Here is a 21,966-nt window from a genome sequence, read left to right as displayed (position 1 = left end):
AAGCCTTCTACTGAAGTTGTCGCACTGCCCGCGCTGGGTACGGATGCGGCCAAGCGCTCAGGGATGGCCTGTATAGGCGGTCAAGCTATGCGAAGACTGCCAAACGGCTGGGAGCAGGTTTCGTCCCGAGCCGGTGGCTGGCTGCGCTGCCGTGAGCAGTCGAGCAGGGCCGGATTCTGATCAAAACAAGGAGAGCGGAATGGAGTTTCTCAAAGCTGCGTGGCTAATTATTGGAGTTATTCTCGGGAGCGCTCTTGCTCAGACGCTGATTGGTGGCCTGATATCAGCATGGGCTGCCAGCCGGGCCGTAGACCGCCAGCTGGCCGCAGACAGGGGGGATCCGTGAAGATGAGGGCAAGGAGCAGCTAATGGGCCTTGCTTCAGCAATCAAGCTAGAGCTTGAAACAATCCAGAAGGTTCACCAGGACGGGGCTGGCGCGAAGCTTGAAGAGTGTCGGAAAAATGGCACGCATTTCGACTCTTACTACCCAATCTACAGTGACTATTTCACGCTTTTCACCAGCAGCGCTGGTGCAATTGGGCGTGCGCCGCCCCACATCGCTCAGAGTGTTGTGCAGGCGTACATCCACCTGAAAGCGCTATTCGACACGTTCCGATTCAACAACGCGAAGCTTAATCGTATTGAGAACTTCGTGCTAAGGGGTGTTCCTGCAACGGACGTGCGATTGATCGATCTTGTTGAGCAACTGAGTTCGTATACACCCAAAATTATTGAGAGCCATGACCGCGCGATGAATTCGGTGAGTGCAGCGCTGGATGCGCTTGAACGGGTGTAGGGGCAGCGCCCCTACGGAAGCGCCTCACACGCGCTGGCGCGGCCTCGGCCCACGGCTCATGTAGACCACATTGGACGTCTCGGCGTCGGAACCGGGTTCACGCACGCCAGACCGTCGCTCTTGGCGAATTCTGAGGGCTTCGGCTAGGTAGATGACGCTGGATTTCGCCGTGGTCGAAGCTTTCCGTGCAGCTGAGGTTCGGGGAGCCGCCTCAGCCATCATCAGTCGCCATTCCCGCGCAATGTTGCAGGTCAGGGACCACCAGGTCATGTCGCAAGGCTCCAACTGATGGCCTTCAGGGGTGAACATGTGCCCAGCTTGGAATCCGAAACCGGCCCAAGGGCCGGTCAGTTCGATGCGATCATGGGGATCGATCTTGCTCATGCTGCAATCTCATCCTTGTCGGGGGAGCCAGCAGGCAGGCAAGAGCCGAGCCAGAGGCCCAGCCATTGCCATGCAGACCCGACAAAGGCCCAGATTCGACGGATCCTTGATTGCGCATAATGTATATTATGTTCAGAACGATCCGGGGGTGGCTGGCACGCATCTTGCCTCGACCCTCGGCCCTGCTGTGGCATGGAGCCTGATTGTGCGCGATCGCAACCTAACCGGCCTTTGGGCCGGTTTTTCGTTTAAGGCTGGCCGACTGGTCACGCCCGAAGGCCGTGAGCTGGAACCGCAGGATCTGGCTTGGCTGTCTCTCACAGCAGCACAGGCACAGGAATGGCGCCGCATGATGGAAAGCGGCCGCGCGATCGGTAAGGCCCGGAAACCCTTGACCTTCAACGCTGCCAGCGTGGTGAACCTCTCCGATGCCTTGGCACAGCGCCGACGAAAGCGGTCTGCAGTGGTGATGGCTGGACCTGACGCCGAGCCGCCAGCAGCAGTCCTGCCGGTACCGGGGCCGAAACGCCGCCAGCGCGTGTAAGGCGCTTCCGTAGGGGCCCTGCCCCTACACCCCGGCTACAATGCGCTTAGGACGCCTTGGGGGACGTATGGAACGCGACAGGCAAGAACCGACTTTCAGTGCGCCGGACCTGCAAGAGGTCCGATTCCGCAGCCAACGGCAGCGTGTACCTCGGCACAGAGAAACCGCATCGCACTGGACGTACATCGTCGTAGGCGCAGCTTTGCTGGTCGTCATAGCCATGGGCCTGATCGAATGGAATGCTCGCCGCCAAGCAGCGGCAATGACGCGCGAACTGACGAGGCCAATGACCGCCCAGGAGCAGGCCGACTTCAATGCTGAGATGGACAGGCAGACACGAATGCTACAAGCCGAAACAGCTGCCGAAGTTGCAGCTGTTCAGCGAACAATTCAGTTGGACCGGGTGCTACCCGTGGAGCAGCGCCTTCCGCTGAAAGACGGAGAGCGCTGCATCGAAGGTCGGAGGTTCCAGAAGATCGAAGGCGGCTGGCGCGACCTACCCAACGCACCTTGCTAAGCGAGCAGCGCAGCGCCGAGAGCAAGCGCCGCGAGGTGTGCAACGTAGTAGCCGTAGAAGGCCCGCCCCGACCTAGCTACGCGCCATTGGCCCTGCGCCAGCAGCCCAGCAACGGGGACTGCCGCCACGGCCCACAGGTTGCCGTTGAACAGGCACAGCGGGACGAACCCGGCCAGCACCAGCAGCGGCCGACCGGAGCGGAATCCGGCCCACGCCATCAGCACGAACGCCACGCCCACCCAGTGGTAATCCACGAATGCCGGAAGCACCACCGCGGCGAATGCCAGGACGACCCATCGACGTTCGCTGACCGCGTAGACCGCAGCGGCACATAGCGCGAACGCGAGCAGGATGTTGAGCGGCAACCAGTAGCCGAACGCTAGTGCGTGCACCGGCTGGGCGATAGCGCCCCACACGGCCAACCTGCGAACGGACTTGACCACATCAGCACCGGGCTGGGCGAGGTTGTAGGCCATCACCAGCGCGAACAGCGGGAAAGCCACCCGCCCTGCTTCGCTGAGACCTGGCACATACCCGCCGCAGATCACCTTGGCGACGTGATCCCCGGTCATGAGGATCACGGCCAGCCACTTCAGCAATTCACGACCGCTGCTAGTCATAGCTTGTTGGCTCCTGCCGGGGTGGTCAGGTAGGTGCTTGTTGCGTGCGGCTTCGACTCCGGAAAGCTGCCCACCGAGCGCTCAACGTGCTGCAACACAGTCCCGCCCTGCCCTCTATCGGCAAGATCACTGCGCGCACGCTCCATTTGCGTGGGGCCGTCGACAAAGCGGTCATTGCGCTGGTCTCGGAAAGGCTCGTACTGGCCGTGTCGAGCGATATAGCGACACGTCGGCTCATCAGCCAACTGATAGCGGGTCCCTTGCTCGGTGAAGCACGTGCAACTGGCTTCGCCCTGATCGCCATTTGCGTTCTCGCCAGCGAGCGAAGACATGCAGAAAAGACGCGGCGCAGCTGTCGGCAGACTAATGGCGTTGTCGTAAGCCGGCGCACTCCATGGCTCCGATGGGATACGCGGCATGAACTGATCGACGTACTCCCGAATCGTCTTCGTGCCTCTCGCTGCACCTGCGCCGCCCGCCGTCGCTGACGCTCCGTCGAGCGTCGCATGCGCGCTCTGCGCACTCGGCGAAGGTGGCGTAGCCGTACCACCTCCCAGCCGCTCGCCCATGTTGCCAAAGGTGTAGTACATCAGCCCAAGGCCACCCACCACCGCAACCGGCAGCGCGACGTAATACCAGGGAATCTTGCGCTCGGTGGTGTCCAACTCAGTGGACTTGTACAAGCCCATCGGACGCTTGGGCAACGCCTTGCGCTTAACGACCAGCGGGGTGGCCTTCTCCGCTTGTGACTCAAAACGGTCGAACTCACGCAGGTGAACGAACTTCGTTCCGAAGCGGCGACGCACGTGCACATGCCGTTCGATCAGGTCATGAACGAATTGATCGCACTGCTTGTCTGGCGACTGGCTGATGAAGATGAAGTCCAAGCCGCGATGCCGGTGCTTTGCCAGCTGCTCAACGTGAGTGGGAACCTTCGATCCCGGTGGCCGCTTCGGAAGCATGTTGTGCTCATACGCTTCATCGACCAATGCGACAGCACCATCGGGCAAGAAGTTGGGCCAGTCACGGAACTGCTCCGGCGTCATCTCCAAAACGCCCGCCTTGGCGTAATCGAATTCCCGGATGTTGCAAGCGTAGACAGCCCTGCCCTGATCCTTGAATTCCAACAGGCGGTCGATGCCGTGCAGCGTCTTCCCGTGTCCAGGCTGGCCGGTGTACCAGTAGATCATGGCGAGTTCCCCAGCTGATCGGCCACGGCCTTGGGAACAATAAACACCTTCCACGTCATACGCACAGCCAAGGCAGAAAGCACCATCGACATTGCCGTTCCGACGCCCAAGTAGCCGAGCAGATCATTAGCCGCAGGGCTCAGGCCGCCAGTCCACTGAGTCACGAACGACTTCAAGTTAGGCAGTATGGCGTTGAAGGTGACGGTGGTAAGACCGAAGGTGGCAAGTATGCGGGCGAAGATTCCGGCCGCAGCGTCTTTGAGTGTGCCGACTAGCAGCACGACTCCCTTAAGGATCCACGTCCAAACCATCATTAGAAGAACCTCCCCAGCAGAATTTGAAGGGCTGCAAAAGCTGCAAAGATCTGAATCGCTGCCCGTAGGATGGCCGCCGCCTGGCAGAAATAAGGGAAGTCAGCGCCGCTGATCGTCTGCCCCATCAGCTTGAACGTGGGCGGCGTCGGGCAAGCGCCACCACCGAACATGTTGCCGGTGTCGAGCAGCCCGGTATTGACGCCGATGCCCCACTTCTTCGTGGCTTGGACTTCCGTCGCTCCATCACCAATTGGCGCGGGCTCGCCAACACCTTCCAGCACATCGGCGACACCGTTGCCGTTCTTGTCGGCATTGTTCGCCCCCGGCGTATCGGTCTTGCCCGCCATCTTTTCTAGCGCGCAAGCTGACCGCCACTGCATAAGCAGCCCTGCATACTCCATCGCGTTGCACTTCTCGCCTGTACAGACCGGCATGCCCGATTGCGAGCAGTGACCACCGCTGATGTTGTTGTTGCGCCGCGTGTTGCAGTCGATCCGCCACTGGATGCGCGCTTGCCCACACATGATGGGCGACCCATTGCACGAAGGCGGAGCGTTGCAGGTATCGCCACCGGCGAAGGAGTCGTTCTTGCCGTCGCCACCGCCCTCGCTGCCGTCCGGGTCATCCGGCTTCCCATCCCCATCCTTGTCGCGCTTGCAGGTACCATCCGCACCGCGAACCTCGCCAGAGGCGCACTGGCCGTCACCTGGAATGCACTGTCCTAGGGGACTACGGATCATGCCGGATGGGCACTCTTCATCCTTCTTCTTACAGCTCCCGTTGACCAGCGCCATGCCATCAGGACAAGGCGATTCCTTCTGACAGGAGTTACCCACCTTCACCTGACCTTCGGGGCACTCAGGCTGCACCGGCTGACAGACACCGAGCATGCTGTTCCAAACCATGTTCTTGCCTTGCTTATCGCAATCCGGCTTGTCCTGGCACGACTTTCCGTTGGGTGAGTATGTAGTGGTGTCGTCCCCGTTATCCCGATAGGTGACCTCGCAGTGATTCACGCATCGCACTGAACCCGAGGGCGGGAAGAATGGCGTAGTTTTGCTGAGCTCCGCTTCACAAGTTTTCTTGCAATCGTAAATGTCGTTGCGCAGCCAGCCGCCTTTTTCATGCGGCAAACCCACAAGGCAGAACCCCGACGATGCGACATAGCCGCGATCAATGCACTTTCGGGTAGACCCTTGATCTCGGAACTGAACGCTGCTGAGGCAAGACTCAAATGCCTCCTGAACCGTGCCAGCCGCGTGCGCGCTTGAAGCCGCTCCGAAATACGTTGCGATAGCAAGTAAGAATGCAGCGCAATACCTCTGCGACGTTGACCAGAGCATCACATACCCTCGAACGCGAGCCAGCACGCGCCGCAAACCGCAATGATGATGAAGTACCCCATGACCTTCTCCCATTAAAAAGGGGGCGAACGTTTCCGCGCGCCCCCTGATCGCCCTGGCACGCTGCCTTAGCGAGCCTTCTTGACGTAGCCCCACAGGATGATCGCGCCAAGGATCACCGCCGCAGCGGCCACCACCAGCATCACATCCGCCTTGCCGCCCGACAGTTCGCCCGCGATTGCAGCACCCGGCGAACCCGAGCCGCCAGATGCCAGTGCGGCACCGGATGCCATCAGGGTGGCGACGCCGGCACTGACCTTGGCCGGGACGGAAGCGCCAACGCGGCGCAGAGTGTTCTTCAGTTCCATGGTTTTCCTCGTCATTTCAGTAGACCCCTAAACGCGCCGCGCGGAATACGAGACGCGCTTTCAACCCGATTGCCCAAACGCCAACGATGGCCGCCGCGACAAGGGTTCCATCAGCCACATCAAGGGGTGGAAGAATGGGCTGGTGGTATGGCATCCAGACCGGCACCGAACAGGTGCCGTCCTGCTGAACGTTCTCAGCAGCACAACCGACCACATAGAGCGGTACCGGATCGGACATGAATTAGGCCTTCGCTGCGACCGGGCCCGGTGCGGGCGACGGAGTCAGCAGGCGGATGCGACGACCGAACTCAAGGCCGCCGTACTTGCTCGACTGCAGCGACGTCGGGCACAGGTCATAAGTGCCGACCTTGTAGGGCTGCTGGTCATCGTCAAGCGTCAGCTTGAACGGCAGCGGGAAATCGCCGTCACGAACCACAGCTGCTTTCTGCTCACGGAAATTGGTCGCGGCCTTACCCTCACGGGCCGGGAACGAACGGGTTTCGACCTGCTCGGTCATGATCTGAACTTTCATAGTGGGATTACCTTCCAAGCGATAGTCCGGCCGAATGCGAATGTGACTTTCCACGGGGACGGCCAGAACTCCCCGGTAGCCTTGTCGAACCATCCGCCTTTGGTTTTGCGGATGTCTGCATCACCGCCGAGCGCCTCACGGGCCTCCTTCGGTGCTTTCCACCAGCGCAATTCGCGCCTGGACTCATCGTTGAGACCGCCAACACCGCTGGTGCGGAAACCTTTTGGAAATGCGCCTGCTATGACGCTTGTAAACTTGCTCGCGTACTTGGCGAGATACCCAACGCAGTTGCGGGCTTTTTCGATCTGGCTGGAACCATGAGGCCACCAGCCACGCTGATCGACTTTGCCGAAGTACATGCCCTTCGGAACCCACACCATCACGTGATAGTGCGGACGCAGTCGCTGAGTAAGTTCGCCGACCCAGACGTAACGGAACACTTCACCGTTCCACCGTTCTCGCCTATCTCGAGCGCGATTGAAGAAGCCGCGCATGCGTTTAAGTAGCTCGCTAACGTCACGAGGGCTGCTATCGCTTCCGTCTCGGTAGGTGAGCGTGAGGAAATACCACGCGCCACGGCGCGAACCTTTTTGCGCCTCTTGGTCATGAAGTCTTGCTCCGGTGATGACGGTCTTTCGCAGCCGCTGCGCCCGCGCAAGAAGCGGGTCAATTTCGATGGTGACGCGGCCCAAGCGAACCGGCGTGTCACTTGTTTTGTAATAGACAAGCCCAAGGGCGTCGGCCGCTGCGCGGCCGTCGCCCTTAAGCAGTTCCCCGACACGGAAATACTCCCGCAGGGACGTGCCAGAGGCGCGCTTACCACGCGCAAGCTGTTCGTTGGCGAGTTCCCTGCTGCGCTCCCCTGCCCTGTCCATAGCCACGGACAGGTCGAATGAACGCAACTCCGCAGAACGCGGATCAACGGGAGTGGGTGGGATTTCAATACGGCCGTCGGACTCGGTGCATTCAAAGCAACACCTGCCCTTGAACAGGTAGGCGGCGACGTTGCCGCAGAACGCGCATTGCATCTGCTGGACGGCGCTCATTCTTCCGGCTCCTGAATCAAGCAGATGCAGGTGCGTCGGCAATAGCAGTGACCCGGAGTGCACGCGGGCAGACGAAAGAACCGGCGGTACAGGCGGTCGAGGAAGGCACTCATTTCTTGCGCGTCTCTTTGGCAATAAGCCATGACACGAAGGCGTAGAGAACAATCCATCCAACCGCAGTTGCGGCTAGGAGTTTGAGGTCGTTCTCAGACATGGCGCACCTCGGCACGTACCTGGGCGATGGCGCAGGCCGCGTAGACCTGCTGCAACATGACTCGGGTCTGCTCCTGCTCGCGGCGGTCGATCACCCATGAGCCGATGCGAACGATGCCTACGCTGACGCACGCGACGGCCAGAACGATGATGAAGGCCGGATGGATCACAGTGGGCCACCTTCACCATTGGCGAGGGCCAAAACGTAGGCCTCTTCTGCAAGGGCGCGCCACTGATCAGCGATGCGCTCCCAATCTTCGGCGGATGCGGTCCAGCCCACGCTGGTGCTCGCTTCGGCTTCGATGCGCGCCCGAGCGGAAAGCGCGGCACAACGCTCCGAAATGACCATATGAGACATGTCGCCACTCCCCCCCCAAGCCCCTACCCCAAGGGAACCCGCCAACGGCCTTGGGGTGCCGGTAGCGGGGTGTCTAGGCAAGCTATGACACGCGGCATGTATAGTTGCCCTAATACAAGCCTGTCAAGGGAACCTAAGACATGACCGCCGTTCAGGAAATGCTCGACGCCGCAAAAAAAGGCGCCGGAGTGCCGTCGGACAATGTTTTGAGCCAAAAGCTCGGGATTACGCGAGCCGTCATCAGCGCATGGCGAAACGGTCTGTATCCGGTCCCGGATGAGCGAATTGCGCAGATTTGCGAACTCGCGAAGCTCGATGGCCCTATGTGGACGGCCCGGCTGCACGCAGAACGCGCCACGTCACCGGCAGAACGGAAGATGTGGCGCCTTGCTCTGGACAGGTTGAGCGCGGTCGCTGCGGTGGCCGCGCTGGTCGCAGTTTCGATGCCAGGTCTAGCAAACGCAAAAACCGCCCAAATTCAGGCGGTTAGCGGTGCCGAGGGCGGCAGTATGTATATTATGTTCAATGCGCCGTCACCCGATCCATGCTCCGCTTGCCACGGTCCTGGTCCGACCTTGGCGCCAAGCCTGATTGCCACTGATCCCATGACCGCCAATCGTCCTTTGGGCCGCCCTTTCGCCTGACGGCCGCCGGCTGCCAACCTCTACAGGAATGGCGACGGATGATGAGGATCTGCCAGTGACCGGAAAAGCTGGCTTTGCGAGCGTGCTATGCAATTGATCTCGCCATGTCTGCAGGCCCGCCTGGCAAGACAACCTTCACCGATCCGGCACCCAAGTCCATGGCCCCCGGAGCGAATCGCGGCACCGGCAACCGTCGGTACTCATCGGCCGTGATGCGTCACGTTAATTGGCGGATTCCACCCCGGCGAGCTTCATGGCGCACCCCAGTGCCAGCTGCTTCCGGCTAGGCGCCGGCCCGCGTCGAAGCGCTGAGGATGAGCGCCACTTGAGCAGCCAGCCTCGGCTGGATCTCGCCGACTACGGGCGACGGGCGCATCACATCACAGGAACCTATGCATCACATAGACATCCACCAACCCCATCGCCCCATGCAGGAACGCCTTCGGTAGCGTTCCCACCACTGCAAACCCCAGCTTCCGGTACAGCGCCACCGCCGGACCATTGGTGCTGACCACGTAATTGAACTGCATGGCCAGGAATCCTTCCGCCCTCGCCTGCTCCAGGCTGTGTTCCACCAGCGCCCGGCCCACACCCTGCCCTTGTGCCTGCGCACCCACCACATAGGTCGCGCTGGCCACATGCGCCCCTAGATCGGGGTAATTCGGGCCCATTTTGTACATGCCCACAACCTGGCCCTCCAGCACAGCCACGTAAGGTGTCTGGGCCTGGAACCAATGCGTGCGAAACGTTTCGATCTGAAAAGAGCCGGCAAAAGGCAGCGCATCCTGCGTAGCGATGGCTGCCTTGAACATGCCCCACATGGCGTCGAAGTCATTTGCGCTGGCCACTCGAATTTCCATGTGATTTCCACCAGATCTGACGAGATGACCATGCCGGACACTACCAGAATCGAGCTGCGGCCCCTTGCCTGCTTCACGCGCCACCGTCATCGACTTCGCAATAGTTTGGGAAATTCCAGCCTTTAGAGCAGTAGATGTCTCCTGTTTCCGCGCACATCCCACACCGGCTTCGACGATGGCGCGTGCCTGCCTACGTCCTGCTGGGCATCTACCTGCTGTATCTGCTGGCCGGCAACATCTTCCTCAACACGCCATTGTTCGATCAGGTCACCAACCGCAAGCCGCACAAGTTCGTGATGACCACCGGCCCGGCGATCACGCTGCTGCCCGGCCATGTAATCGCCTGGAACGTGCATATGCGCGGCCACGTGAACCACACCGTCTACGTGCTGCACGCCGAGCGCGCCAGCGCCCGATTGGCGGTGCTGCCCTTGTTCCAGCGCGAGGTACGGGTGCCACGGCTGCAGGCCACCGGGGTTTCCGCCGAGATCAGCCGCGTGGAAGAAGCCATCCCATCGCCGCCGCGCGGCGACCAGGGTTGGACCCTGCGCTTCAACGCCATCCACAGCGATAGCATCCGCAGCGCACGGCTCGGCAAGCTGCTCATCATCGGCAAGGGCCAGGGCACGGTGGGCTTCCTCAAGCAGCTGCGCGGCGGCCCGTCCGAGCTGTTCGATTCGGAAGTCTCGTTCAGTGATGCAGACACCAGCTTTGACGGCGTGCAGTTGCTGGGCGACATGGATCTCACCGCGCGCTTCAGCTATCCACGCCACTACCGGGACCAGGCGCCTGGCGTGGCCAAGTTGAAACTGCTGCACGCCCAGCTCGATGTGGACGCCCGCAGCCAGGGCCTGCGCATGGATACGGATGCGCAGAATCCCCGCATTTCCAGTTCGCCGGTGCCCGGCCGCCTGCAACTGGCGCTGCACCTGATCGATGGCCAGCTGCAACCGGGAGACCATGCGCTCTGGCAGGTGCCGCTCTACCTGGGCGACGGTGCACCGGATCGCGGCATGCTGGCCCTGCAACTCAATGTGGCCAACGACCTGCGCCTGCAGGCCCGCCTGCCACCCAAACCCGGCTCAGGCAGCGAAGTGGATGCGGATGTGCACATCAGTGGCCGCGATATCCCCTTTCAGCAGCCAGCCCAGCTGCTGGAGCGCACGTCTGGCACAGCACGCGGCGAGTGGACATTCACCTCACTCAACTGGATCCCTGCCCTGTTCGTCCGCAAGCCCTGGCTGCAGCTGGATGGCGGTGGCACATTGAGGGCTGACCTGCGGCTGCGCAACGGTGAGCTGATCGAAGGCAGTACGGTGGACATTCCCTCAGCCGCGGCCGTTGCCGAAGTCGCCGGCGTACGCCTGGCGGGCACGGCCAGTGCGCACGGCGAGTTGAAGGGCGGCAGCCCCAGCCAGGCACAGCTGGCGATCCGCCTGCCCCGCTTTACCGCACGCCCGACCGATGCCAAAGACGTACGCCTGTTCGAGGGTCGCGACCTGGCGGTGGATCTGGCCGGCGACGGCCGCTTGCAGGAACTGCGCAAGGGCGTTCGCGCACGACTGCGTTTCAGCGAGGCCACCATCCCGGACCTGGCTGCCTACAATCGCTATCTCCGCTCACCGCAGGTGCGGCTCCTGCGTGGTACCGGCAGCCTGAGTGGCGATGCCACGCTCGACACCGATGGCCGGGTCGGACATGGCACGGCGCGCCTTCAGGGACGCAACGCCAGCGCCAAGGTTGCAGGGCTGGACATGGGAGGCGACGTCGACGTCAACGCCACATTGCGCCGCGGCGACTTCAACCAGCGTCATTTCGACCTCTCCGGCACCACGGTGGTGCTGCGCAACGTGCAGGTAGCCGGCAGCGAGCGCACGAACGCATGGAAAGGACACGTCGCCTTCAAGCGCGGGCGCATTGATGCGCAATCGCCGTTCCAGGTGGATGCCACCACCGACTTGACGCTGAGTGATGCACGGCCACTGCTGGCACTGTTTGCCGAACGTACCGACTACCCGCGCTGGACGCTGTCGCTGCTGGATTCCGGCCAGGTCGACGCGCAGGCAGTGCTGCGCTGGCGCCCCGGCCACCTGGTCATCGATGGACTGCAGGCCGAGAACGATCGCCTGTCCGTTCGCGCACGCCTGGATCTGCTGGACCAGCGCAAGCGCGGCGATCTCTATCTGCGCTGGGGGCTGCTGGGCGCAGGGATCGAGCTGGATGGCAATCAGCGTCAGTGGCATCTGGCCAAAGCACGCGAGTGGTTCGACCAGCGGCCTTCACTGCTGCCGACGAGCCAGGGAACCGGCAGCGCCAGTTCTTCCGACTGAAGGCGCCCCTGGTGCATCCATTCGCCGTGCCTGTACGTATGTGTCGGCATACGGGTCAAGGAGCTTTACGCAATGAAGGGGAGCACGCAGAGCATGGGTCTTCTGGGCTGGGTGGCGATCACGTTTGCCGCGGCTGCACTGGGGGCATGGGCCTCGACCTCGGCGGCCAGCTTCTATGCCACCCTCGCCCTTCCCTCGTGGGCGCCGCCAGCCAGCGTATTCGGCCCAGTGTGGACCCTGCTCTACGCGATGATGGCGATTGCAGCGTGGCTGGTCTGGCGCGAACGAGGCTGGCGCGGGGCTCGGCCGGCACTGTCGTTCTATCTGCTGCAACTGGCCATCAATGCGCTGTGGAGCTGGCTGTTCTTCGGCTGGAAGCTGGGCGCACTGGCCTTCATCGAAATTCTTGTATTGCTGGTGCTGGTCTGCGCCACGATCGTTGCCTTTGCGCGCATCCGCCGCATGGCGGCACTGATGCTGCTGCCTTACCTGGCGTGGATTTCGTTTGCATGCGCGCTCAATTTCTGGGTGTGGCAGGCCAATCCCGCGGCACTATGACCGCTGCCCGCTTCACTCACGCCTGGGCAGCGACCTGCGGGCACCAGGCGCGCAACAGCCCCGGCTTGAATGCTTGTTGCCCACAACCGGTAGGGCATCGCACCACGCGTGCCGCCGAGTGGCTGACCAGGCCTTGCCCTTCTTCAGCCTTGAACACGGTTTCGCAGGACAGGCAACGGGCAACCAGCGAGTAGAGATGGAGGAGGCGGCCACTGGCCGGGTCCTGCAGGACATCCACGTCAAGCAATTCGAACTGGCAGCTGTCCGCCAGCATGCGGTAGGGCGAAGAAGGCAGCGTCTGCAGATTCACGGCGTGGAGGGCGATGGATGTGTGCTCACACTAGGCCACACGGTGTCGAGCCGATGTGCAGTGCGCATGCAGCGACCGCGAAGCCCCGATGGGAGCGGCGCCCCGCTAGAGCTTCACGAAACGCTGGATCTTCCGTGCCAGCCAACCACTGAACACCAGCGGTGCGTCCAGTGCGGATACACAGATGCACGGCACGCCCGGCGCGGTCACAGGCTGGTGCTCCACGTCCTCATCCAGATCCGCCACGTCACCCGGTGCGAACAGGCCAAGGGCATCGTTGTAGGAACCGCGCAGGATCTGGGTCAACTCGCTGCGCCCATGGCTGTGCATCGGCAGGCATTTGCCGGGGGCGATCTTCAGCATGATCAACGACGGCATCTGCTCGGCGCGGATGCAATGCACCCCCGGCGCCATCCAGCGCCAGCGCAAACCGCTGAGCGAGGTGCCGAAATACGGATGCAGCGACGCCGGCAGATGGTCCGGATGGGCTTCCGGCCGCTCCCGTGGCATCGGGCGTGCAGATGTAGCCATGGTGATCGGGGCTTCCGTGGCCAGCTGCAGCAGCATCGCCTCACGCAGTGCATCGCGGCGGGCGTCACCGTCGCCCCGTGGCGGCTGCGTCTGTTCCAGCAATACCGATCCGATCGCCTCGGCCTCGCGCAATCGCTGGCGGCAGTGCGGGCACTGTTCCAGGTGCGCGCCGGCAACAATGCTCAATGGTGCCGGCAGTGCGCCCGCGGCGTAACTCATCAGCGTGGATTCGTGCAGATGGTGGTGCGGATTCACAGTGCACCTCCCACTTTGGCCTGCAGTTGCAGGAACGCACGCCGCAGATGCGACTTGACCGTGCCCAGCGGCATGCCCAGCGCCTCGGCGATCTCACTGTGGCTCTTGGCTTCGAAATAGGACATGCGCACCAAACGCGCCTGCACCGCTGGCAGTTCGTTGATGCGCTGGCGCAGGCGGGCCTGGTCGGCGAACTGTTCCGCGCTACTGCGCTCGACCACGTCCAGCGTGGCCGCGTCTTCCACCGCCGCCTGCACCTGCATCCAGCTGCGTTCGCGACGGATGCGGTCGATATGCAGGTTTCGGGCAATCCGGTACAGCCAGGTACTCAGCGCGCCCTGGGCCGCGTCGTAGTCGGCGGCCCGCAGCCACAGGCGCAGCAGGCATTCCTGCGCCAGCTCCTCGGCCACGGCGTCGGGCGCACCCAGACCACGCAGGTACACGCACAGCCGGGGCATGAAATAGTCGTAGATCCGCATGAAGCAGTCGCGGTCGCGCAGCCGCGCCACGCCGTCCATGTCGCCGGCCCAGTTCATCGGCTCGCTGCTCGGCTGATGGGAACTGGACACGATGCGTGCGGTATCGAAGTTGAGGAGAGTGCTGGCGGCGTCAGGGTACATCTGCGTTCGCGGCGGGCGGGTGAAGGTCTGTCCTCTGTACGTGCAGGGGCAGCAATTGGATGCAGCCGGCACAGCGCATCCAACCGGCCGCCGCCGCCGTATGACCTGAGCCCTCCCCTTCCGGATGAACGCGATGCGCACTGCCTTGCTGCTGCTGTGCCTGCCCCATGCTGCGCTGGCGACCCCCTGGCTGCGAAGCGAGGGCGTGGCCACCTCCATGCAGGGCGATGTTCTTTACCGCGAAGTGCACTGGCGGCGCGAGGCGACGGAGGGGGCTGAGCGCTGGGTGGTGTACCAGTGCCCGGATGGCTAGCCCTTCGCCCGCAAGCATCTGCCGGCCAGCGTCTTGCCGCAGACGCGGGGTTACGCGCTGGAGGACCGCCGCAGCGGCCAGAAGGCCGAGATCGAGGCGGCCGGCAATACCGTTTCGATTGTGTGGAAGGAGGACGCTGCCAGCCCGCCCAGGCGGGGCCGGCTTGAACTGCCGAAGGATGCCGTGATCGATGCGGGATTCGACGCGGCCGTGCGCCTGCACTGGCCGGCGCTGATGCAGGGCGATCGCATCACGCTGCCATTCCTGATGCCAGGCCGGCAGCGCTACGTCCCGGTGCAGGTGCGGCGCATCGCCCCAGTACGCTGGCAGGGCATCGATGGCCAGTCGATCGAGGTCAGCCTGGACACCTGGTACGGCGGCATCGCGCCGCGCCTGTCACTGGTCTATGCCACCGGTGACCGCCGCCTGCTGGAATTCCGCGGTACCAGCAACCTGCGCGACGCCCGCGGCAGCTACCCGCAGGTGACCGTGCGCTTCAGCTCGCCCTCTGCCGAGCGACCGGCGAGCGAATGGCAGCAGGCATCGACGCAACCGCTGGTTCAACGCTGCGCCGTGACGCCTGGGTGAATGCGAAATTTACTGCGCCGTGGCGCATCCATTGCGCATCCTGCTGCGTACAGGAAGACACGACTCCAACCGGGATCCGTCATGGCCTCTGTAGCGCCCCTTCCCCGCCGACGCCGCCTGCTGCGCACAGTGCAGCGCTGGATCGACACCGGTAGCGGCGCTGATGCCAGCACGGGCCAGCCGGGCCGCATCGACTGGCTGCGGGCGGTACCGTTCGCGCTGATGCATGTGGCCTGCCTGGGCGTGATCTGGGTGGGCGTGTCGTGGACCGCGGTGATCGTGGCCGTCGCACTCTACGCGGTGCGGATGTTCGCGATCACCGCGTTCTACCATCGCTACTTCTCGCACCGCACTTTCCAGGCGTCGCGGTCGGTGCAGTTCGTGTTCGCGGTGATCGGTGCCGCCAGCGTGCAACGTGGTCCGTTGTGGTGGGCCGCGCATCACCGCCACCACCATCGCCATGCCGACCAGCCGCTGGATCCGCACTCTCCGCGCGAACGTGGCTTCTGGCGCAGCCATATGGGCTGGTTCCTGACCCGCGAGGCCTTTGCCACTGATCTGTCGCGGGTGCCCGACCTGGCGCGCTTCCCGGAACTTCGCTGGTTGGATCGCTTCGATACTGCAGTGCCGGTGCTGTTGGCCGTCGGCCTCTATGCACTGGGCGCAGCCCTGCAGCGCTGGGCGCCGGGCCTGCACACCACGGGCCCGCAGTTGCTGGTGTGGGGCTTCTTCATCTCTACCGTGGTGCTGTTCCATGCCACGGTCACCATCAACTCACTGGCACACCAGTTTGGCCGCCGCCGTTTCGAGACCCGCGACGACAGCCGCAACAACCTCTGGCTGGCACTGCTCACCTTCGGCGAGGGCTGGCACAACAACCACCACTTCTTCCCGGGCACCGTGCGCCAGGGCTTCCGCTGGTGGGAGATCGACCTGACCTGGTACGGACTGCGTGCGATGTCCGTGGTCGGGCTGGTCAAAGGGCTCAAGCCGATCCCCGAATGGGTGCTGGCCAAGGCGAGGTACTGACATGCGCATCGCGATCATCGGTTCCGGCATTGCAGGCCTGGCCAGCGCCTGGTGGCTGCACGGCGAACATGAAGTCACGCTGTTTGAAGCCAACGACTATCTGGGTGGCCATACCCACACCCATGACGTGCAGGTGGACGGCAGGCACCTGTCCGTGGATACCGGCTTCATCGTCTTCAATCCGCTGCACTATCCGTTGCTGACGGCATTGTTCGACGAGCTGGGCGTGGCCTCGCAGCCGACCACCATGAGTTTTTCGATGCACAGCGAGCGCAGCGGCGTGGAATACAACGCCACCTCGCTGGATGGCCTTTTCTGCCAGCGCCGCAACCTGCTGTCGCCCCGCTTCTGGGGCATGCTGGGCGACCTGCGGCGCTTCTACCGCGACGCGCCGCTGCTGCTGGCCGAAGACGAGGGCCCCACGCTGGGCCAGTATCTGCGCAGCCAGCGCTATGGCGAGGCCTTCATCGAAGAACACCTGTTGCCGATGGCCTCGGCGCTGTGGTCTTCACCAACGGCCACCGTCATGGACTTTCCGGCCCGCTATCTGGCCCAGTTCATGGCCAACCACCAGATGCTGCAGATGACCGGGCGTTCGCCGTGGCGGGTGGTCAAGGGCGGCTCGGCACGCTATGTCGACGCCCTGCGCGCCCGCTGGCAGGTACGGGAACGACTGGAATGCCCGGTGCATGCTGTCGAGCGCATGCCCTGGGGTGCGCAGGTGCATAGTGCCGCCGGCGTGGAAGGCTTCGACGAGGTGATCCTGGCCTGCCACAGCGACCAGGCGCTGGCGCTGCTGGGCGATGCCGACGCCATCGAGCGCGAGGTGCTCGGTACCATCCGCTACCAGTCCAACGAAGCAGTGCTGCACACCGATGCATCGCTGTTGCCCCGCAAGCGCAAGGCCTGGGCCGCCTGGAACGCGCATGTTCCGCACGATCCTGCCGCGCCGTGCACGGTCAGCTACTGCATGAACCTGCTGCAGGGCCTGCCCGGTAACACTCCGTTGGTGGTGACCCTCAACCGCAGCGAGGCCATCGATCCATCCAAGGTGCTGCGCACACTGCGTTACGCACACCCGTTACACGACCACGCTGCAGTGCGGGCACAGCAGCGCTGGGCGGAACTGCAGGGCCGGCGCCATACCTGGTTTGCCGGTGCGTATTGGGGATGGGGCTTCCATGAAGATGGCATCCGCAGCGCCCGCCGCGTGGTCGACGCGCTGCGCGCCTGCGAGCCGCACCGGCGCGCCCCCTCGTTCGGCGAGGTTGCCGCATGAGCGCCAGCGCACTCTATGTCGGACACGTGATGCACCGGCGCCATCACCCGCACCCGCACGCCTTCCGCTACCCGATCGCACAACTGCTGCTGGATCTGGACGAGATGGAAACTGTGTTCACTGGCCGCTGGCTGTGGTCGGTCAACCGACGCAACCTGGCCGAGTTTCGCCGCACCGACTACTTCGGCGATCCCGCACGGCCACTGGCCGATGCGATACGCGACCACGCTGCAGGCACGCTCGGCTACCGGCCAACCGGCCCGATACGCCTACTCACCCATCTGCGCTTTGCCGGCCACGTGTTCAACCCGGTCAGCTTCTACTACTGCTACCAGGCCGATGGCAGCACGCTGGACTGCGTCATCGCCGACATCACCAATACCCCGTGGAAGGAACGGCACGCGTATGTGCTCCCCGTTTCCACCGCCCTCCATGAAGGCAGCTCGCTACGCTGGCAGTTCGACAAGTGCTTCCACGTATCACCCTTCATGCCCATGGACTGCCGCTATGACTGGCGGTTCAACGCTCCAGGCGATGATCTGCGCGTGCATATGCAGGTCTGGCGCGACGGCGTTCGGCAGTTCGATGCCACCCAAGCCATGCAGCGGCGCCCCCTGGATGGGCGCGGGCTGGCCCGGGTCCTCGCCTGCTATCCGCTGATGACCACCCAGGTGGTGGCTGCCATCCATTGGCAGGCGTTGCGCCTGTGGCTGAAACGCAACCCGGTGCACGACCACCCTTCCCTTGCCGAGAAACCCCGATGAACGAGATGAATCCCTCGGTAGCCCTGCCACAACCGGGCACGCTGGACGTTTTCCTGCGCCGCCGCCTGCTGGCGCAGCTGGCGCCACTGCGCGATGGATACCTGTGCGTGCGCGATGCGCTGGGCGAGGTCCGGCTGGGCGACGCCCGCGGCAGCCTGCACGCCACGGTCACCATCGACGACCCGGCGTTCTATCGGAAAGTGGCTGCACAGGGCAGCGTCGGGGCCGGCGATAGCTACATCCACGGCGACTGGCACTGTGATGATCTGGTAGCCCTGGTGCGGCTGCTGGTTCGCAACCGCGATCTGCTCGACAGCATGGAACACGGCCCAGCCCGCGTCGGCGGCTGGCTGCTGCGCGGGTGGAACCGCCTGCGCCGCAACAGCCGCGAAGGCAGTCGCCGCAACATCGCGGCCCACTATGACCTGGGCAACGATTTCTTCGCGCTGTTCCTGTCGCCGGACCTGATGTACTCCTCGGCCCTGTTCGCCAACGACAGTGAGACATTGGAGACGGCTTCACAACGCAAGCTGGACCGCATCTGCCAGCAGCTGCAACTCAAACCGGGCGACCACGTGGTCGAGATCGGCACCGGCTGGGGCGGTTTTGCCGTACATGCGGCCCAGCACTACGGCTGCCACGTCACCACCACCACCATTTCCGCCGAACAGCACGCACTGGCCGTGCAGCGGGTGCAGGCCGCCGGCCTGCAGGGCCGCGTCACCCTGCTGATGCAGGACTACCGCGACCTGCAGGGACGCTACGACAAGCTGGTGTCGATCGAGATGATCGAAGCCATCGGCGCCGAATACCTGGATACCTACATGGCTACGCTGCAGCGGCTGCTGAAGCCCAATGGCGTGGCGTTGCTTCAGGCCATCACCATCGAAGACCATCGCTACGAACAGGCCCGGCGCAGCGTGGACTACATCAAGCGCCATGTATTTCCGGGCAGCTTCATTCCCTCGATCAACGCGATCATCGCCGCCAAGACCCGGGCCAGCGACCTGCAGCTGATCGCACAGCAGGACTTCGGTCATTCCTATGCGTTGACGCTGCGCGCATGGCGGCAGCGCTTCCTCGCCCAGCTGCCCGCAGTGCAGGCACAGGGATTTGATGCGCGCTTCTGTCGACTGTGGGAGTTCTACCTGGCGTACTGCGAGGGAGGGTTCCTGGAGCGTTCGATCGGCGTGTCGCATCTGCTGCTGGCGCGCCCGGGCCACCAGCCTGCGGCGCCCGTGGGCGATGACCACTGAGATGCAGCGCTTCTGGGCCAACCTCATCGGCAACCAGCTGGTCTGGCTGTGTGCCGTGGCCGGCGCTGGCCACGGTTGGCAATGGCCGGCGCTGTTGGCTGCCACTCTTTACGTGGGCAGCCAGGTGCTGACATCGCCTCAGCCGCGGGTGGACCTGCGCCTGTTGCTGGTTGCGATGGCCTGTGCGTGGCTGGTAGATGCCAGCGCGGCTGCAAGCGGTGCGGTGCGCTATGCGGCCGCCCCCCTCGGCTGGGCGCCGCCCCCGTGGATCATGGCGCTGTGGGCGGCGTTCGCGATGACACTGACCACCTCGATGTCCTTCCTGCAGCGGCACCTCGTACTGCCGATTCTGTTCGGCATGCTGCTGGCGCCGCTGGCCTACCTCTCGGCCTCCCGGGGCTTCGGTGCAGTGCAGTTCCGGGCGCCCGCATGGCAGGGCCTTCTGGTGTTCGGCCTGGGCTGGAGCATTGCCCTGCCGTTGCTGTGCGCAGCGGCCCGACGCTGGTCCCGGCCTTCACGCCACCCGCCGCTTGCAGGAGCCTCGTCATGATCAATCTGTGGTGGGTGCTGCTGTACGCAGTGGCGGTGATGAGCTGGGGCTGGGCCTGGCAGCGGCGCCACACCAACATCGGCGTGGTCGATGTGCTGTGGGCCAAGGGCGTGGGTGCCTCTGCGCTGTTGCTGGCGCTGCTCGGCGATGGCGCAGTGATGCCGCGGGTTGCGCTTGGCGTGCTCGGCGGACTCTGGGGCAGCCGCCTGGCCCTGCATCTCTGGCATCGGGTCCGTCACGAACAAGAGGACGGGCGCTATCGCTATCTGCGCGAGCATTGGCGTGGTCACCAGGGCAAGATCTTCGGCTACTTCATGGCCCAGGCGCTGCTGATCATTCTGTTCGCCCTGCCCTTTGTCGCGGTGGCGGCCAATCCGCGCCCGGGACTGTCACTGTGGTGGGTGGCTGCAGCGGGCATCTGGCTGCTCAGTGTGGGCGGCGAGGCACTGGCTGACCGCCAACTGGCCCGGTTCCGTGCCGACCCGGCACACAAGGGCCGCACCTGCCGTGATGGGCTCTGGCGCTATTCGCGGCACCCGAACTACTTCTTCGAATGGCTGCACTGGTTCAGCTACGTGCTGCTGGCGGTGGGCTCACCGCTGTGGTGGCTGTCGTGGTCCGGGCCACTGCTGATGTATGTGTTCCTGCGCTACCTGAGCGGCATCCCGTTCACCGAGAAGCAGGCCCTGCGCAGCCGCGGCGAGGACTACCGCGCCTACCAGCGCAGCACACCGATGTTCTTTCCCTGGTTCCCCCGCCCTTCCAAGGAGCAGTCCCCATGAACGCCATTCCGTCACTGAACCCGACCGAAGACGCCGAGACCGGGCTGATCGCCTGGGCCGAGCGCGGCCTGGTACCCGATGCCGCGTTGCGTGCCGGCATCCGCCGCCTCTGCGCACAGCGCCTGCATGACGAGGCCGAGGGCGGAATCGAGGGGCAGTCGGCACGTTTCAGCCGGGGCATCACCGAACTGGCCGGCAGCCCGCTTGCACTGCATACCGATGCCGCCAATCGCCAGCACTATGAAGTACCCGCAGCCTTCTTCCAGGCGTGCCTGGGCAAGCGCCTGAAGTACAGCAGCTGCTACTACCCCAGCGGACGGGAAACGCTGGACCAGGCCGAGGAAGCCATGCTGGAGCTGTACGGCCAGCGCGCCGGTCTGGCCAACGGCCAGCAGATTCTTGAGCTAGGCTGCGGCTGGGGCTCGCTTACGCTGTGGATGGCCGAACACCATCCGCAGGCCAGAATCACCGCTGTCTCCAATTCGCACAGCCAACGCCAGCACATCATGGCGCAGTGCGCGGCGCGCGGCCTGGACAACGTCGAAGTACTGACCCGCGACGTCAACGAGCTTGAACTGGCGCCGGCGCAGTTCGACCGCTGCGTGTCGGTGGAGATGTTCGAGCACGTGCGCAACTACGAACGGTTGCTGGCAAACATCGCGCACTGGCTGAAACCCGACGGCGCGCTGTTTGTGCACATCTTCGCCCATCGCACGCTGATGTACCCGTTCGAGACCGACGGGGGCGACAACTGGATGGGGCGCCACTTCTTCACTGGGGGCCTGATGCCGGCCGCCGACACACTGCTGCACTTCCAGCGCGATCTGCAGCTTGAGCAACGTTGGTTGCTGGACGGCACCCACTATCAGCGCACCGCCGATCACTGGCTCGCCAACCAGGACGCGGCGCGGGAGGAGCTGATGCCCGTACTGGTCGCCACCTATGGTCAGGCCGCCGCGAAGGTCTGGTGGCAGCGCTGGCGGATGTTCTGGATGGCCTGTGCCGAGCTGTTCGGCTACGACGACGGCCAGCAATGGCTGGTGGCCCATTACCTGTTCCGCCCACGCTGAG

The 21,966-nt window shown here is 63.8% G+C and carries 28 protein-coding genes and 2 pseudogenes; 15 read left to right on the top strand and 15 right to left on the bottom strand.

Annotated elements, in window-relative coordinates; all coding sequences use genetic code 11:
• A pseudogene (locus tag ABR323_RS13395) lies at positions 1–180 on the top strand (hypothetical protein); the annotation flags it as partial.
• 188 nt (positions 181–368) lie between these two features.
• Positions 369–797, top strand: coding sequence for a hypothetical protein (locus ABR323_RS13390; protein ID WP_439449660.1), 429 nt, complete (start codon positions 369–371; stop codon positions 795–797).
• Between the two features lie 24 nt (positions 798–821).
• Here the strand turns inward: ABR323_RS13390 and ABR323_RS13385 are convergent, their stop codons facing one another.
• Positions 822–1,181 carry a DUF3653 domain-containing protein gene (locus ABR323_RS13385; protein WP_439449659.1) on the bottom strand — a complete coding sequence of 120 codons (360 nt, stop codon included), beginning with the start codon at positions 1,179–1,181 and terminating at the stop codon, positions 822–824.
• A 70-nt stretch (positions 1,182–1,251) separates the two neighbouring features.
• On the opposite strand from ABR323_RS13385, the gene ABR323_RS13380 reads away from it, so the two are divergent.
• Both ABR323_RS13380 and ABR323_RS13375 read left to right on the top strand, forming a co-directional pair.
• A complete protein-coding gene (locus ABR323_RS13380) occupies positions 1,252–1,725 on the top strand; it encodes a DUF3653 domain-containing protein (protein ID WP_439449658.1) in 474 nt (157 codons plus the stop codon).
• A 220-nt stretch (positions 1,726–1,945) separates the two neighbouring features.
• On the top strand, positions 1,946–2,242 hold the full coding sequence (locus ABR323_RS13375) for a hypothetical protein (RefSeq protein ID WP_439449657.1): 297 nt from the start codon (positions 1,946–1,948) through the stop codon (positions 2,240–2,242).
• On the opposite strand, the gene ABR323_RS13370 is transcribed toward ABR323_RS13375, so the two are convergent.
• From ABR323_RS13370 to ABR323_RS13325, 10 genes are all read right to left on the bottom strand, one after another.
• Positions 2,239–2,862 (bottom strand): TraX family protein, encoded by a 624-nt coding sequence (locus ABR323_RS13370; protein ID WP_439449656.1) that lies wholly within the window; start codon positions 2,860–2,862, stop codon positions 2,239–2,241. The two genes, ABR323_RS13375 and ABR323_RS13370, sit on opposite strands and share 4 nt — an antisense overlap.
• Positions 2,859–4,052, bottom strand: coding sequence for a zonular occludens toxin domain-containing protein (locus tag ABR323_RS13365; RefSeq protein ID WP_439449655.1), 1,194 nt, complete (start codon positions 4,050–4,052; stop codon positions 2,859–2,861). Before ABR323_RS13365 ends, ABR323_RS13370 begins: the two co-directional genes overlap by 4 nt.
• Positions 4,049–4,366: a DUF2523 family protein gene (locus ABR323_RS13360; RefSeq protein WP_279702375.1), complete on the bottom strand. Its 318-nt coding sequence runs from the start codon at positions 4,364–4,366 to the stop codon at positions 4,049–4,051. Before ABR323_RS13360 ends, ABR323_RS13365 begins: the two co-directional genes overlap by 4 nt.
• Positions 4,366–5,709, bottom strand: a complete 1,344-nt coding sequence (locus ABR323_RS13355; protein WP_439449654.1) for a hypothetical protein — start codon at positions 5,707–5,709, stop codon at positions 4,366–4,368. The genes ABR323_RS13360 and ABR323_RS13355 overlap by 1 nt, the downstream gene beginning before the upstream one ends.
• A 128-nt stretch (positions 5,710–5,837) precedes the next feature.
• Positions 5,838–6,077 (bottom strand): hypothetical protein, encoded by a 240-nt coding sequence (locus tag ABR323_RS13350; RefSeq protein ID WP_414499044.1) that lies wholly within the window; start codon positions 6,075–6,077, stop codon positions 5,838–5,840.
• A gap of 16 nt (positions 6,078–6,093) precedes the next feature.
• A complete protein-coding gene (locus ABR323_RS13345) occupies positions 6,094–6,315 on the bottom strand; it encodes a hypothetical protein (RefSeq protein WP_439449653.1) in 222 nt (73 codons plus the stop codon).
• Between the two features lie 3 nt (positions 6,316–6,318).
• Positions 6,319–6,609 carry a single-stranded DNA-binding protein gene (locus ABR323_RS13340; RefSeq protein WP_439449652.1) on the bottom strand — a complete coding sequence of 97 codons (291 nt, stop codon included), beginning with the start codon at positions 6,607–6,609 and terminating at the stop codon, positions 6,319–6,321.
• Entirely contained in the window at positions 6,606–7,484 is an 879-nt protein-coding gene (locus tag ABR323_RS13335) for a rolling circle replication-associated protein (protein ID WP_439449667.1), read from the bottom strand. Before ABR323_RS13335 ends, ABR323_RS13340 begins: the two co-directional genes overlap by 4 nt.
• Before the next feature lie 377 nt (positions 7,485–7,861).
• The gene (locus ABR323_RS13330; protein WP_439449651.1) at positions 7,862–8,038 is read right to left on the bottom strand and encodes a hypothetical protein; all 177 of its coding nucleotides are present in this window, start codon (positions 8,036–8,038) and stop codon (positions 7,862–7,864) included.
• Complete coding sequence (locus ABR323_RS13325; RefSeq protein ID WP_439449650.1) at positions 8,035–8,226, bottom strand: hypothetical protein; 192 nt, start codon at positions 8,224–8,226, stop codon at positions 8,035–8,037. Before ABR323_RS13325 ends, ABR323_RS13330 begins: the two co-directional genes overlap by 4 nt.
• A 140-nt stretch (positions 8,227–8,366) precedes the next feature.
• On the opposite strand from ABR323_RS13325, the gene ABR323_RS13320 reads away from it, so the two are divergent.
• Positions 8,367–8,870, top strand: a complete 504-nt coding sequence (locus tag ABR323_RS13320) for a DUF3693 domain-containing protein (RefSeq protein ID WP_439449649.1) — start codon at positions 8,367–8,369, stop codon at positions 8,868–8,870.
• A 380-nt stretch (positions 8,871–9,250) separates the two neighbouring features.
• Here the strand turns inward: ABR323_RS13320 and ABR323_RS13315 are convergent, their stop codons facing one another.
• The gene (locus ABR323_RS13315) at positions 9,251–9,730 is read right to left on the bottom strand and encodes a GNAT family N-acetyltransferase (protein ID WP_439449648.1); all 480 of its coding nucleotides are present in this window, start codon (positions 9,728–9,730) and stop codon (positions 9,251–9,253) included.
• A 134-nt stretch (positions 9,731–9,864) separates the two neighbouring features.
• On the opposite strand from ABR323_RS13315, the gene ABR323_RS13310 reads away from it, so the two are divergent.
• Both ABR323_RS13310 and ABR323_RS13305 read left to right on the top strand, forming a co-directional pair.
• Complete coding sequence (locus ABR323_RS13310; protein WP_439449647.1) at positions 9,865–12,060, top strand: hypothetical protein; 2,196 nt, start codon at positions 9,865–9,867, stop codon at positions 12,058–12,060.
• 72 nt (positions 12,061–12,132) lie between these two features.
• On the top strand, positions 12,133–12,618 hold the full coding sequence (locus tag ABR323_RS13305) for a TspO/MBR family protein (RefSeq protein WP_439449646.1): 486 nt from the start codon (positions 12,133–12,135) through the stop codon (positions 12,616–12,618).
• Positions 12,619–12,634: 16 nt separating this feature from the next.
• Here ABR323_RS13305 and ABR323_RS13300 read toward each other — a convergent pair whose 3' ends face one another.
• The 3 genes from ABR323_RS13300 to ABR323_RS13290 all read right to left on the bottom strand — a co-directional run bounded on the left by ABR323_RS13300 (position 12,635) and on the right by ABR323_RS13290 (position 14,334).
• A complete protein-coding gene (locus ABR323_RS13300; protein ID WP_439449645.1) occupies positions 12,635–12,928 on the bottom strand; it encodes a hypothetical protein in 294 nt (97 codons plus the stop codon).
• Between the two features lie 105 nt (positions 12,929–13,033).
• Entirely contained in the window at positions 13,034–13,714 is a 681-nt protein-coding gene (locus ABR323_RS13295; RefSeq protein ID WP_439449644.1) for a ChrR family anti-sigma-E factor, read from the bottom strand.
• Entirely contained in the window at positions 13,711–14,334 is a 624-nt protein-coding gene (locus ABR323_RS13290; RefSeq protein ID WP_439449643.1) for a sigma-70 family RNA polymerase sigma factor, read from the bottom strand. The genes ABR323_RS13295 and ABR323_RS13290 overlap by 4 nt, the downstream gene beginning before the upstream one ends.
• Positions 14,335–14,467: 133 nt before the next feature.
• Here ABR323_RS13290 and ABR323_RS13285 point away from each other — a divergent pair.
• The 8 genes and pseudogenes from ABR323_RS13285 to ABR323_RS13250 all read left to right on the top strand — a co-directional run bounded on the left by ABR323_RS13285 (position 14,468) and on the right by ABR323_RS13250 (position 21,965).
• Positions 14,468–15,235, top strand: a pseudogene (locus ABR323_RS13285) (hypothetical protein).
• An 81-nt stretch (positions 15,236–15,316) separates the two neighbouring features.
• Entirely contained in the window at positions 15,317–16,264 is a 948-nt protein-coding gene (locus tag ABR323_RS13280; RefSeq protein WP_439449642.1) for an acyl-CoA desaturase, read from the top strand.
• A gap of 1 nt (position 16,265) precedes the next feature.
• The gene (locus ABR323_RS13275; RefSeq protein ID WP_439449641.1) at positions 16,266–17,543 is read left to right on the top strand and encodes an NAD(P)/FAD-dependent oxidoreductase; all 1,278 of its coding nucleotides are present in this window, start codon (positions 16,266–16,268) and stop codon (positions 17,541–17,543) included.
• Positions 17,540–18,307: a DUF1365 domain-containing protein gene (locus tag ABR323_RS13270; protein ID WP_439449640.1), complete on the top strand. Its 768-nt coding sequence runs from the start codon at positions 17,540–17,542 to the stop codon at positions 18,305–18,307. The genes ABR323_RS13275 and ABR323_RS13270 overlap by 4 nt, the downstream gene beginning before the upstream one ends.
• On the top strand, positions 18,304–19,563 hold the full coding sequence (locus tag ABR323_RS13265; RefSeq protein WP_439449639.1) for a class I SAM-dependent methyltransferase: 1,260 nt from the start codon (positions 18,304–18,306) through the stop codon (positions 19,561–19,563). The genes ABR323_RS13270 and ABR323_RS13265 overlap by 4 nt, the downstream gene beginning before the upstream one ends.
• A 1-nt stretch (position 19,564) precedes the next feature.
• Positions 19,565–20,113, top strand: coding sequence for a DUF2878 domain-containing protein (locus ABR323_RS13260; protein WP_439449666.1), 549 nt, complete (start codon positions 19,565–19,567; stop codon positions 20,111–20,113).
• Positions 20,110–20,895, top strand: a complete 786-nt coding sequence (locus tag ABR323_RS13255) for a DUF1295 domain-containing protein (RefSeq protein WP_439449638.1) — start codon at positions 20,110–20,112, stop codon at positions 20,893–20,895. Before ABR323_RS13260 ends, ABR323_RS13255 begins: the two co-directional genes overlap by 4 nt.
• A complete protein-coding gene (locus tag ABR323_RS13250; RefSeq protein WP_439449637.1) occupies positions 20,892–21,965 on the top strand; it encodes an SAM-dependent methyltransferase in 1,074 nt (357 codons plus the stop codon). The genes ABR323_RS13255 and ABR323_RS13250 overlap by 4 nt, the downstream gene beginning before the upstream one ends.
• The last annotated feature ends 1 nt before the right edge of the window (position 21,966 follow it).

The organism is Stenotrophomonas sp. ATs4, assembly GCF_051861585.1.
GTDB lineage: Bacteria > Pseudomonadota > Gammaproteobacteria > Xanthomonadales > Xanthomonadaceae > Stenotrophomonas > Stenotrophomonas maltophilia_AS.
This window is presented reverse-complemented; position numbering and strand designations above follow the sequence as displayed.